General features: G+C 58.0%; 12 protein-coding genes and 1 pseudogene. 9 read left to right on the top strand and 4 right to left on the bottom strand.

The window, feature by feature from the left end:
• Positions 1 to 19: 19 nt before the first annotated feature.
• Positions 20 to 1,204, bottom strand: a complete 1,185-nt coding sequence (emrD, locus tag ACW14G_RS08370) for a multidrug efflux MFS transporter EmrD (RefSeq protein ID WP_249022553.1) — start codon at positions 1,202 to 1,204, stop codon at positions 20 to 22.
• A 175-nt stretch (positions 1,205 to 1,379) separates the two neighbouring features.
• Positions 1,380 to 2,241, bottom strand: a pseudogene (locus ACW14G_RS08365) (EamA family transporter).
• A 193-nt stretch (positions 2,242 to 2,434) separates the two neighbouring features.
• Here ACW14G_RS08365 and ivbL point away from each other — a divergent pair.
• The 8 genes from ivbL (at position 2,435) to ACW14G_RS08325 (ending at position 10,274) form a co-directional block, all read left to right on the top strand.
• The gene (gene ivbL, locus ACW14G_RS08360) at positions 2,435 to 2,533 is read left to right on the top strand and encodes an ilvB operon leader peptide IvbL (RefSeq protein WP_072277096.1); all 99 of its coding nucleotides are present in this window, start codon (positions 2,435 to 2,437) and stop codon (positions 2,531 to 2,533) included.
• A 104-nt stretch (positions 2,534 to 2,637) separates the two neighbouring features.
• Positions 2,638 to 4,326, top strand: coding sequence for an acetolactate synthase large subunit (gene ilvB, locus ACW14G_RS08355; protein WP_249022554.1), 1,689 nt, complete (start codon positions 2,638 to 2,640; stop codon positions 4,324 to 4,326).
• Positions 4,327 to 4,329: 3 nt separating this feature from the next.
• Positions 4,330 to 4,620: an acetolactate synthase small subunit gene (gene ilvN / locus ACW14G_RS08350; RefSeq protein WP_065357373.1), complete on the top strand. Its 291-nt coding sequence runs from the start codon at positions 4,330 to 4,332 to the stop codon at positions 4,618 to 4,620.
• 73 nt (positions 4,621 to 4,693) lie between these two features.
• Positions 4,694 to 5,287, top strand: coding sequence for a transcriptional regulator UhpA (gene uhpA, locus ACW14G_RS08345; RefSeq protein WP_249022555.1), 594 nt, complete (start codon positions 4,694 to 4,696; stop codon positions 5,285 to 5,287).
• On the top strand, positions 5,284 to 6,786 hold the full coding sequence (gene uhpB / locus ACW14G_RS08340; protein WP_223803637.1) for a signal transduction histidine-protein kinase/phosphatase UhpB: 1,503 nt from the start codon (positions 5,284 to 5,286) through the stop codon (positions 6,784 to 6,786). Before uhpA ends, uhpB begins: the two co-directional genes overlap by 4 nt.
• A 9-nt stretch (positions 6,787 to 6,795) precedes the next feature.
• Positions 6,796 to 8,115 carry an MFS transporter gene (gene uhpC, locus ACW14G_RS08335; protein ID WP_163447667.1) on the top strand — a complete coding sequence of 440 codons (1,320 nt, stop codon included), beginning with the start codon at positions 6,796 to 6,798 and terminating at the stop codon, positions 8,113 to 8,115.
• 138 nt (positions 8,116 to 8,253) lie between these two features.
• On the top strand, positions 8,254 to 9,645 hold the full coding sequence (uhpT, locus tag ACW14G_RS08330) for a hexose-6-phosphate:phosphate antiporter (RefSeq protein WP_064540786.1): 1,392 nt from the start codon (positions 8,254 to 8,256) through the stop codon (positions 9,643 to 9,645).
• A 176-nt stretch (positions 9,646 to 9,821) separates the two neighbouring features.
• On the top strand, positions 9,822 to 10,274 hold the full coding sequence (locus tag ACW14G_RS08325; RefSeq protein WP_249022557.1) for a DUF1198 family protein: 453 nt from the start codon (positions 9,822 to 9,824) through the stop codon (positions 10,272 to 10,274).
• Positions 10,275 to 10,328: 54 nt separating this feature from the next.
• Here ACW14G_RS08325 and ACW14G_RS08320 read toward each other — a convergent pair whose 3' ends face one another.
• Together ACW14G_RS08320 and ACW14G_RS08315 are read right to left on the bottom strand one after the other, a co-directional pair.
• Positions 10,329 to 10,652, bottom strand: a complete 324-nt coding sequence (locus ACW14G_RS08320; RefSeq protein WP_163447668.1) for a helix-turn-helix domain-containing protein — start codon at positions 10,650 to 10,652, stop codon at positions 10,329 to 10,331.
• Entirely contained in the window at positions 10,636 to 10,995 is a 360-nt protein-coding gene (locus ACW14G_RS08315; RefSeq protein ID WP_163447669.1) for a type II toxin-antitoxin system RelE/ParE family toxin, read from the bottom strand. Before ACW14G_RS08315 ends, ACW14G_RS08320 begins: the two co-directional genes overlap by 17 nt.
• Before the next feature lie 215 nt (positions 10,996 to 11,210).
• Here ACW14G_RS08315 and nepI point away from each other — a divergent pair, with 215 nt between their 5' ends.
• Positions 11,211 to 12,395 carry a purine ribonucleoside efflux pump NepI gene (gene nepI, locus ACW14G_RS08310; protein WP_249022558.1) on the top strand — a complete coding sequence of 395 codons (1,185 nt, stop codon included), beginning with the start codon at positions 11,211 to 11,213 and terminating at the stop codon, positions 12,393 to 12,395.
• The last annotated feature ends 127 nt before the right edge of the window (positions 12,396 to 12,522 follow it).

Below are 12,522 nucleotides of genomic sequence, written 5' to 3'. Positions count from 1 at the left end.
GGGAGAAAACCGGTCCTGATTACACCGCCTGACCCTGATGCGCAAAGCGCGAAGCCAGCGGCAGCCAGCAGAGGAAAATCAGCAGCCCCATCAGCGTCATCAGCAGGCCGATACTGCTCTGCCCGGTTTGCGGCATCATCGCCGACAGCCAGGCCAGCACGCCGGAGCCGATGTTTTGCAGCCCGCCCACCAGCGCCCCGGCGGTACCGGCGAGGAACGGGAACGGCTCCATCGCGCCGCTGGTCGCCAGCGGGAACAGCATGCCTGCGCCGAAGAAGAACAGCGCGGCGGGGACCAGTAGCGTCCAGATATTCATCACGCCGAACAGGCCTGGGATCCACATCATCAGCCCGGCTAACAGGCAACTCACCACCGACTGCCACATAAGGGTCGGGAAGCGTTTTTTGGGCCGCCCGGCGAACCATGCGCCAAAGAATGCCGCCGGAATCGGCAGAATAAACAGGATGCTGACCGTCATGCTGCTGAGGCCTAGCACGCCGCCCATCAGCACGCCCGAGCTCGCTTCAAACACCGCAATTCCGGCCAGGCCGCCAATCAGCATGAGCAGGTAGCAGTTAAAGCCGCTGTTGCCGAACAGCGTTTTATAGTTGCTGATAAGCCGGGTTTTGGGCGCGCCACTCGGACGCGTCTCCGGCATCCAGCGCGCCATACTGAAGGTGACGCCCGCGCACAGCACCAGCAGAAAGCCGTAGCAGGCTCGCCAGTTAATCAGCGTTTCCAGCACGCCGCCAATCAGCGGCGCCAGCAGGGGGCTTACCAGAATCCCCATGTTTAACAGGCTGTTGGCGTGGCGTAGCTGGCTGCCTTCATACAGGTCACGCGGCAGCGTCCGCGCCATCACGCCGCCGACGCCAGTCCCCATTCCCTGTAAAGCGCTGGCGGCAATCAGCACCGTCAGGCTGTGGGTGGTGATGGCAACCAGCGTCGCCAGCATAAAAATCGACATTCCTGCGAGGATCACCGGACGGCGTCCCACGCGGTCGGACAATGGGCCGTAAAACAGCTGGGAAACGCCGTAGGTCAGCAGGTACGCCGCCATCACGCTCTGCACTGCCCCTTCACGCACGTTGAGGTTGCTCGCCATCTGGGCGATAGCGGGAATATAAATGGTCTGCGCCATCTGGCCGACAGCCACCAGCAACACCAGCATCACCAGGATGTTGACGTTTCTATCTCTTTTCATTTCGCTGATTACTTTATGGAATTTAGGTTTGTAAGAATAAACATCCAGGCTATGCGCCAAATCGGAGAGGAATCTACCACACTGCGGTGGCGATTTAATCATGCGTCATGTAAATGAAATGTGTGACGCAGGCAGGATTTATACACGTCGATCGGCAACAATAGTTGCCAGTTTTTCAGGACAGCCGCAGCACGATCGCCCCCGCGGCAATGCCGCAGGCGGCAACCAGGCGAATGCCCGCCACCCGTTCTTTCAGCAACAGCCAGGCGATCAGCGCGCCAAACAAAATCGAGGTTTCGCGCAGCGCGGCGACCACCGCCAGCGGCGCCTGAGTCATGGCCCACAGCGCCAGCCCGTAAGAACCCATGGTGCCCATTCCGCCGAGGATGCCCTTTTTCCAGTTATGCGCCAGATATCTCGACGCCTCGCGACGGCGGGCAAGCATCGCCCAGCAGAGCAGAGTTGAACCATTCAGGAAAAAGGACCATAGCGTATAGCCAAGCGCCGTGTCGGAGAGTCGGACGCCGGTGCCGTCAATCAGCGTATACCCGGCAATAATCCAGGCGTTCAGCAGTGCTAACACCACGCCTCGCTGCGAACCCCCACGACTGTTGAACGCCATCCCCAGAATCGCTGTACAGATAACCGCGATTCCGCACCACGCCAGCGCGGAAAGATGATCGCCCAGAAACAGTACGCTGATAATGGCCACCAGCAGCGGCGCGGTGCCGCGCATCAGTGGGTAAGTCTGGCTCATATCGGAAATTTGATAGGTTTTCGCCACCAGCACGGTGTAGATCACCTGTAAAACCGTCGAGGCAATCATAAAAGGCACGCTGGCCGCCGATGGCGCAGGCGCGAAGGGAATGAATACCAATGCGATTAATGCGGCGGAACCGGTGACGCCGATCGCCGAATAGAGTTTATCGTTTCCCGCCTTAACGATAGCGTTCCAGCTCGCGTGCAGCAGCGCGGCAAACAGCAAAATGCAAAAAACAGAAAGTGTCATGATCATGCGTGGTTGAGGGGGAATTCACCAAAACGTAACACAACCCACCGGCGGAAAACAGGGCCAGAAATAGGGGAAAACTGGGACAGTTCAGAGGATTTCCCTCCGCGCGGAAATGTGATCTTTGCTGCATTTTTACGCAGATGAAAATATTTCCATTGTCAGCCTGAAAAAGCTGTGTTTGTATAAATTCACTTAACGAATGATGAGACAGACCCTGAATGACTCCATCCATGATGACTTCGACCCTACTAAAAACCGCGCTACCAGCCGCGGTGGTCGTCGTGCGTGTGGTGGTGGTCGTCGGCAATGCGCCGTAGGGTCAGGAACACACACGATTCCAAACCCCGCCGGCGCAAACCGGGCGGGGTTTTTAGTTTCTAGCCCCTCCCGGATGGTCGGCCCAGAATAAAAGGACTGGAGCATGGCAAGTTCGGGCACAACATCACAACCGACCCGGTTTACGGGCGCGCAGTTAATCGTTCATTTACTGGAGCGTCAGGGCATCACTATGGTGACCGGCATCCCCGGCGGCACGGTGCTTCCGCTGTACGACGCGTTAAGCCAGAGCACGCAAATCCGTCATATTCTGGCGCGACACGAGCAGGGCGCGGGCTTTATCGCCCAGGGCATGGCGCGCACCCAGGGTAAGCCGGCGGTGTGCATGGCCTGTAGCGGCCCCGGCGCCACCAACCTGGTCACCGCCATTGCCGACGCGCGCCTCGACTCCATTCCCTTGGTGTGCATCACCGGTCAGGTGGCCTCCTCGTTAATCGGTACCGACGCGTTCCAGGAAGTCGACACCTACGGTATCTCTATCCCCATCACTAAACACAACTACTTAGTCCGCAACATCAATGAATTACCGCAGGTTATTGCTGATGCCTTCCGGATTGCGCAGTCGGGTCGCCCAGGTCCGGTGTGGATAGACATTCCTAAGGATGTGCAGACCGCGGAAATCGACATCAGCGAACTGCCGGAACCGGGCGGTCGCGCTGCCACGCCAGACTTTAGCGCCGGGAGCGTCAGCGAAGCGGCGGCGATGATTAACGCCGCGCAGCGTCCAGTGCTGTATCTCGGCGGCGGGGTAATTAACGCGCCGCAACGCGTACGCGAACTGGCCGAGAAAGCCAACCTGCCAACCACCATGACGCTGATGGCGCTGGGCATACTGCCGAAAGCGCACCCGCTGTCGTTAGGCATGCTGGGCATGCATGGCGCGCGCAGTACCAACTTTATTCTGCAACAATCTGATTTGCTGGTAGTTTTAGGCGCACGTTTTGATGACCGGGCGACCGGTAAAGTGGCGGAATTCTGTCCGAACGCGAAAATTATTCACGTGGATATCGACCGCGCCGAGCTGGGCAAAATCAAGCAGGCGCATGTGGCGATTCAGGCGGATGTGGATGACGTTCTGGCGCAGCTGCTGCCGCAGATTGACGCGCAGCCGCGTACCGAGTGGCGCGGTAAAGTCGCCGAGCTGCAACAAGAGTTCCCGGGGGCGATTCCGCAAGCCGGTGACCCACTCAGCCATTACGGCCTGATCAACGCTGTTGCCGCCTGTGTAGACGACAACGCGATCATCACCACCGACGTGGGCCAGCATCAGATGTGGGCGGCGCAGGCTTATCCGCTGAACCGTCCACGCCAGTGGCTGACCTCCGGCGGCCTCGGCACCATGGGCTTCGGCCTGCCGGCGGCCATCGGCGCGGCGCTGGCGAATCCGGACAAGAAAGTGCTGTGTTTCTCCGGTGACGGCAGCCTGATGATGAACATCCAGGAGATGGCGACGGCGGCAGAAAATCAGCTGGACGTGAAGATTATTCTGATGAACAACCAGGCGCTGGGGCTGGTGCATCAACAGCAGAGCCTGTTCTACAAGCAGGGCGTATTTGCCGCCACCTATCCGGGCATGATTAACTTTATGCAAATTGCCGCCGGTTTCGGCCTTGAAACCTGCGATTTAAACAACGAAACGGATCCGCAAGCGGCGCTGCAGGCGATCATCAACCGCCCAGGACCGGCGCTGATCCACGTGCGTATCGATGCGGAAGAAAAAGTGTATCCGATGGTTCCGCCGGGTGCGGCGAATAGCGAAATGGTGGGGGAATAAGCCATGCAAAAACAGACTCATGATAACGTTATTCTGGAGCTTACCGTGCGCAACCATCCGGGCGTCATGACTCACGTCTGCGGGCTATTTGCCCGTCGTGCGTTTAACGTGGAGGGCATTCTCTGTCTGCCGATCCACGGCAGCGACCATAGCCGAATCTGGCTATTGGTGAATGACGACCAGCGCCTTGAGCAGATGATGAGCCAGATCGACAAGCTGGAAGATGTGGTGAAAGTGGCCCGCAACCAGTCAGATCCCTCGATGTTTAATAAAATCTCCGTCTTCTTCGAGTAGTTCGCTCAAGACTTGAACAGCCACGCGCTTATCGTTAAGGTAAGCGCGTTTTTTTATCCGCCAGGACAAACCCATGATCACCATCGCCCTTATCGACGACCACACTATCGTCCGCTCCGGCTTTGCCCAGCTGCTCGGTCTGGAACCGGATTTGCAGGTCATTGCGGAGTTTGGTTCCGGGCGCGAGGCGTTGGCCGGCTTACCGGGGCGAGGCGTGCAGGTGTGCATTTGCGATATTTCGATGCCCGATATCTCGGGCCTTGAGCTGCTGAGCCAGTTGCCAAAAGGGATGGCGATCATCATGCTCTCCGTCCACGACAGCCCGGCGCTGGTCGAGCAGGCGCTGAAGGCCGGGGCGCGCGGCTTTCTCTCCAAGCGCTGTAGCCCGGATGAACTGATTGCCGCCGTACATACCGTGGCGACAGGCGGTTGCTACTTAACGCCGGATATTGCCGTCAAGCTGGCGGCCGGTCGTCAGGATCCGTTGACCAAGCGTGAGCGTCAGGTGGCGGAAAAACTGGCGCAGGGCATGGCGGTCAAAGAGATCGCCGCCGAGCTGGGGTTGTCACCGAAGACGGTGCACGTTCATCGCGCTAACCTGATGGAAAAGCTGAACGTCAGCAACGACGTTGAGCTGGCGCGCCGCATGTTTGACGGCTGGCAATGAACGCACTTTTCTCCCGGTTGATTACCGTTGTTGCCTGTTTCTTTATCTTTTCCGCCGCGTGGTTTTGCCTGTGGAGTATCAGCCTGCACCTGGTTGAGCGCCCGGAGCTGGCGGTACTGCTGTTTCCGTTCGGCCTTCGTCTGGGATTAATGCTGCAATGCCCGCGCAGCTACTGGCCAGTGTTGCTGGGCGCGGAGTGGCTGCTGATGTACTGGCTGGCGCAGGAAGTGGCGTTGGCGCATCTGCCGGTTTTGATGATTGGGAGTTTTCTTACGTTGCTGCCGGTCACGCTGATTTCCCGCTATCGTCATCAACGCGACTGGCGCACATTGCTTTTGCAGGGGGCGGCGCTGACGGCTGCGGCGCTACTGCAATCGCTGCCCTGGCTGGGGCAAGGCGAAGCGGCGTGGAATGCGCTGCTGCTGACGCTCACCGGCGGCCTGACGTTAGCGCCGATCTGTCTGGTGTTCTGGCACTATCTCACCAGCACCACCTGGCTGCCGCTCGGCCCGGCGCTGGTGTCGCAGCCGGTGAACTGGCGTGGACGACATCTGGTCTGGTATCTGCTGCTGTTCACCGTCAGTCTGTGGCTGCAGCTCGGTTTACCCGCCGAGCTGTCGCGCTTTACCCCGTTCTGTCTTGCCTTACCGATTATCGCGCTCGCCTGGCACTACGGCTGGCAGGGAGCGCTGATTGCGACGTTGATGAACGCCATCGCGCTGATTGCAAGCCAGACCTGGCACGATCACCCGGTCGATTTACTGCTCTCGCTGCTGGCGCAAAGCCTGACCGGGCTGCTGCTCGGTGCTGGCATTCAGCGGCTGCGTGAGCTGAATCAGTCGCTGCAAAACGAACTGGCGCGCAACCACCGGCTGGCGGAACGTCTGCTGGAAACCGAAGAGAGCGTGCGCCGCGACGTCGCGCGCGAACTGCACGACGATATCGGCCAGACCATCACCGCCATTCGCACGCAGGCGGGGATTGTGCAGCGACTGGCCCCCGACAACGTCGGGGTGAAGCAGAGTGGGGCGCATATTGAACAGCTTTCGCTGGGCGTATACGATGCCGTGCGCCGCCTGCTGGGTCGCCTGCGTCCGCGTCAGCTGGACGATCTCACGCTGGAACAGGCCATTCGTTCGCTGATGCGTGAAATGGAGCTGGAAAGCCGCGGTATCGTCAGCCACCTTGACTGGCGAATCGACGAGTCATTGCTGAGCGAAAGCCAGCGCGTGACGCTGTTTCGCGTCTGTCAGGAAGGGCTCAACAACATTGTTAAGCACGCCAACGCCAGCGCGGTGACGCTCCAGGGTTGGCAACAGGATGAACGGCTGATGCTGGTCATCGAGGACGACGGCAGCGGCTTGCCGCCGGGTTCGAATCAGCAAGGTTTTGGCCTCACCGGTATGCGCGAGCGCGTGACGGCGCTCGGTGGTTCACTCACGATTTCCTGCATGCACGGCACGCGCGTTAGCGTGTCGCTGCCCCAGCGCTACGCCTGAGGAACGGCGATGTTTCAGTTTTTAAAAGCCCCGGCCAGCGTGCCGCTTATCACCGACAAGCAGGAAGTGGACGCCCGCTACCGTTACTGGCGGCGGCATATCCTGCTGACCATCTGGCTCGGCTACGCGCTGTTTTACTTCACCCGCAAAAGCTTTAACGCCGCGGTGCCGGAGATCATCACCAGCGGCGTGCTGACCCGCAGCGATATCGGTCTGCTGGCGACGCTGTTTTACATCACCTACGGACTGTCGAAGTTTGTTTCGGGTATCGTCAGCGACCGCTCGAACGCCCGCTATTTTATGGGGATCGGGCTAATCGCTACTGGCGTGGTCAATATTCTGTTCGGTTTCTCCACCTCACTGTGGGCCTTTGCCGTGCTGTGGGCGCTGAACGCCTTCTTCCAGGGCTGGGGGGCGCCGGTGTGCGCCCGCTTGCTCACCGCGTGGTATTCGCGCAACGAGCGCGGCGGCTGGTGGGCCATCTGGAACACCGCGCACAACGTCGGCGGCGCGCTGATTCCGATGGTGATGGGCGCGGCGGCGCTGCATTACGGCTGGCGCGCCGGGATGATGATTGCCGGGTTGCTGGCGATCGTGGTGGGCGTTTTTCTTTGCTGGCGACTGCGCGACAGACCGCAGGCGGTAGGCTTGCCGCCGGTTGGCGACTGGCAGCACGACGCGCTGGAGATAGCCCAACAGCAGGAAGGGGCGGGGCTGACTCGTAAAGAGATCCTCACCCGGTACGTGTTACTCAACCCGTATATCTGGCTATTGTCGTTGTGCTACGTGCTGGTGTACGTGGTGCGCGCGGCGATCAACGACTGGGGCAATCTGTATATGTCGGAGACGCTCGGCGTCGATTTGGTCACCGCCAACACCGCTGTCACCATGTTTGAACTGGGCGGCTTTATCGGCGCGCTGGTGGCAGGCTGGGGCTCAGACAAGCTGTTTAACGGCAATCGAGGGCCGATGAACTTGATTTTCGCCGCCGGGATTCTGCTTTCGGTCGGCTCGCTGTGGCTGATGCCGTTCGCCAGCTACGTGATGCAGGCGGCGTGCTTCTTCACCACCGGGTTCTTCGTCTTTGGCCCGCAGATGCTGATTGGCATGGCGGCGGCAGAGTGCTCGCACAAAGAGGCGGCAGGCGCGGCGACCGGGTTTGTCGGGCTGTTTGCTTATCTGGGGGCCTCGCTCTCCGGCTGGCCGCTGGCGAAGGTGATGGAAGCGTGGCACTGGACCGGATTCTTCGTGGTGATCGCCATTGCGGCGGGGATTTCCGCGCTGCTGTTACTGCCGTTCTTAAACGCCCAGGCCCCGCGCGAAGCGTGACCTGCTTCACCTTTCTTCGACAAACGGCGTAAAACTAAGAAATTTTCCCGGTTCCACCTGGACGCTGTCTCAGGCCAGCTGCGCCGCTGATTTTTACAATACCGGCCATCACGCAGGTATAAAAATCAGGAGATACCCATGCTGGCCTTCTTAAACCAGGTGCGCAAACCGACCCTGGATCTGCCGCTCGATGTGCGGCGCAAAATGTGGTTCAAACCGTTCATGCAGTCCTATCTGGTGGTCTTTATCGGCTACCTGACCATGTACCTGATCCGCAAAAACTTCAACATCGCGCAGAACGACATGATCTCCACCTACGGGCTGAGCATGACGCAGCTGGGGATGATTGGCCTGGGCTTTTCCATTACCTACGGCGTGGGCAAAACGCTGGTTTCCTACTACGCTGACGGCAAAAACACCAAGCAGTTCCTGCCGTTTATGCTGATCCTCTCCGCCATTTGTATGCTCGGCTTCAGCGCCAGCATGGGCTCGGGCTCCGTCAGCTTGTTCCTGATGATTACTTTCTATGCTCTGAGCGGTTTCTTCCAGAGCACCGGTGGCTCGTGCAGTTATTCCACCATCACCAAGTGGACACCGCGCCGTAAGCGCGGTTCCTACCTCGGTATGTGGAACATCTCCCACAACCTCGGCGGTGCGGGTGCGGCGGGTGTCGCGCTGTTCGGCGCGAATTACCTGTTCGACGGCCACGTCATCGGGATGTTTATCTTCCCGTCGATTATTGCCCTGATTGTCGGTTTTATCGGCCTGCGTTTTGGCAGCGATTCCCCGGAATCTTACGGTCTTGGCAAAGCTGAAGAACTGTTCGGTGAAGAGATCAGCGAAGAGGACAAAGAGACCGAAGAAAACGAGATGACCAAATGGCAGATCTTTGTTGAGTACGTGCTGAAAAACAAAGTGATCTGGCTGTTATGTTTCTCGAACATCTTCCTGTACGTGGTGCGTATCGGTATCGACCAGTGGTCCACCGTCTACGCTTTCCAGGAGCTGAAGCTCTCCAAAGAAGTGGCGATTCAGGGCTTTACCCTGTTTGAAGTGGGCGCGCTGGTCGGCACGCTGCTGTGGGGCTGGCTCTCCGATCTCGCTAACGGTCGTCGCGCGCTGGTGGCTTGCGTGGCGCTGGCACTCATCATCGCCACGCTCGGCGTATACCAGCACGCCAGCAACCAGTACGTCTATCTGGCGTCGCTGTTTGCCCTCGGCTTCCTGGTGTTCGGTCCGCAGCTGTTAATCGGCGTGGCCGCCGTCGGATTTGTACCGAAAAAAGCGATCGGCGCGGCCGATGGCATTAAAGGCACCTTCGCCTACCTGATTGGTGACAGCTTCGCCAAGCTGGGTCTGGGGATGATTGCCGACGGCACGCCGATTTTCGGCCTCACCGGTTGGGCGGGCACCTTTGCCGCGCTGGATACCGCCGCCATTGGCTGTATCTGCCTGATGGCCATCGTCGCTATCTTTGAAGAACGTAAAATTCGCCGTGAGAAAAAGATTCAGCAGTTAAAAATGGCGTAAGTGTGTTTGGTAACGTTTGCCCGGTTCTGCACCGGGCTTTTTTATGCCTGGGATCTGAGATCCGCTTTCATCATCCTCTGCCTTCATCGAGCTAACGCACATTATGGTATGCCCGATTATCGACAGCGCGCAAAATCCCATTATCATGTCCGGGTTTAGCCTAAGTGAGAGCGTGCATGATCTGGTTAATTCTGGCCACCCTGGCGGTGGTATTTGTTGTCGGATTTCGGATCCTGACCTCGAGTTCCCGACGGGCTATACGCCGTCTCAGCGAACGACTGGCGATCACGCCAGAACCGGTAGAGTCGATGATCGACCAGTTAGGGAAAGCGCAGGGCGAAGAGTTTTTACGTTATCTGGAGCGTCCTAACGAAGCCCATTTGCAGAATGCGGCGCAGATGCTGCTGATCTGGCAGGTGTGCATCGTCGACGGCAGTGAATCCAATATGCACACCTGGCATCGGCGGCTGCAAAAAGCCCGTCTCGCCGCGCCCATCACCGACGCTCAGGTGCGTCTGGCACTCAGCTTCCTGCGCGAACTGGAACCGGAGATTAGCGAGCTCAACGCTTTCCAGTATCGCTACAACGCGCTGTTCCACGATGAAAACGGCGTTCACTGGCTGCATTGAGGTCATCGGCGATGGTGTGGCGTAATTATCTGCTGCGTTATCCGACATAAATCGTCACAGCAGAACCTTAAGGCCGTGTTTTTGAACAACACTCAGCAGTTTCAGTGACATCCCGCTGGGGCGTTTAACGCCGCTTTCCCACTTCTGTACCGTTGATACGCTAGTATTCAGATAGCGGGCGAAAACGGGTTGGCTAACCTTGAGCTCTTCACGGAGCGCTTTTATTTCAAGCGGCTGCAGGTCTCTGATATTGCTTAAGCAGGTGGTATCAAAACTGCGCATTGTCTCCAGAGGAATGGCATCCACGCTAAATAATCCAGATGCCGCGCTGTGAATTGCTTCAAAGGCAGGGCTTTTGAATTTAGTTTTTGCTGACATGGCGCACCTCTATCAGTTCTTTATTGTTAATGAGTGCCGTTATCTGATCTTCGGTAAGGCAAGCATAGTACTTTGCTAACTCACGAAAGCCCGCGAGTTCGCCATAGCTGATGTTTGCCATATCCTGTTTGGCATACAGAAAGGTGTAAAACCAATGTTCACCTCCCTTTGCCAGCACAATTGCGCGATCGCGGTTCTGATTGAGACGTTTTTTATAAACCCCGCCTCCGAGATTATCTGCTTTTCCCTGTAGTACGGCGTTGACTGCCTCACTTAACTCGTCATCTTTTATCGTGTGGGATTTCGCTTCCCTGTTAAACCACCTGGTTTTGAATATTCGCATCAGGTTGACATCCTGTAGTCTAAAGTGTAGCACCAGGTGATACACTATGTCTTGCCTTTTGGTTTTGCACGCAGGGAGAGACGATAATTCTCAGCTTCCGATCGGCCTCGCAAAATGCAGTGCAACCATGTCAGTTGCTAAAACGTTAAATACGTCACAGTTAAGATGTTACACTGCGTGTCTTTTCCGCAAAGACACCCTCCGCAGGTAACAAAATGAGTGCACATATCGAAGAAAAAACCCGCGCTGACGTCGTTGCGCGGCCCAACTGGTCGGCGGTTTTCGCCGTGGCGTTTTGCGTCGCCTGCCTGATTACCGTCGAGTTTTTACCCGTCAGCCTGCTGACACCGATGGCGCAGGATCTGGGGATTTCCGAAGGCGTCGCCGGGCAGTCGGTCACGGTGACCGCGTTTGTCGCCATGTTCTCCAGCCTGTTTATTACCCAGGCCATTGGCGCGACCAACCGTCGCTACGTGGTGATTCTGTTCTCCGTTCTCCTGACGCTTTCCTGCCTGCTGGTGTCGTTTGCCAGTTCGTTCACGTTGCTGCTGTTGGGGCGTGCTTGTCTGGGGCTGGCGCTGGGGGGCTTCTGGGCCATGTCGGCTTCACTGACGATGCGTCTGGTGCCCGCTCGCACGGTGCCGAAAGCGCTGTCGGTGATCTTTGGCGCGGTGTCTATCGCACTGGTGATTGCTGCGCCGCTGGGGAGTTTTCTGGGCGGTATCATCGGCTGGCGTAACGTCTTTAACGCGGCGGCGGTAATGGGGCTGCTGTGTTGCATTTGGGTGGTGAAGGCGTTGCCATCGCTGCCGGGTGAACCTGCGCATCAGAAGCAAAACATGTTTAGCCTGCTGCAGCGTCCCGGCGTGATGGCCGGGATGATCGCCATCTTTATGTCCTTCGCCGGGCAGTTTGCCTTCTTCACTTATATTCGCCCGGTGTATACGAATCTGGCGGGCTTTGACGTTGATGGCCTGACGTTGGTGCTGCTGAGCTTCGGTATCGCCAGCTTTATCGGTACGTCGTTCTCTTCCGTTATCCTTAAACGCTCGGTCAAACTGGCGCTAGCCGGTGCGCCGCTGGTGCTGGCGGTGAGCGCGCTGGTGCTTACGTTGTGGGGCGGCGAGAAAGTGGTAGCCGCTGGCATCGCGATTATCTGGGGGCTGGCGTTTGCACTGGTGCCGGTGGGCTGGTCGACGTGGATTACCCGCTCACTGGCCGATCAGGCGGAAAAAGCCGGTTCTATTCAGGTGGCCGTCATTCAGTTGGCGAATACCTGTGGCGCGGCGATTGGCGGACTGGCGCTGGATCGTCTGGGGCTGACTTCGCCGTTAATGATTTCCGGCGCGCTGATGCTGCTGACCGCCGTGCTGGTGACGGCGAAAGTAAGAATTCAATGAGAAGATGGCGTAGAACACTGCCTACGCCAATCGTACCCTCTCGCCCGTTTTGGGCGAGAGGAGCTATCACGTTCGCTTAGAACCACGCCTCAAACATGCCGCCGAAGTTCAGTGAATCCAGCTGCTG

It is taken from the genome of Kluyvera sp. (assembly GCF_965301105.1).
This window is presented reverse-complemented; position numbering and strand designations above follow the sequence as displayed.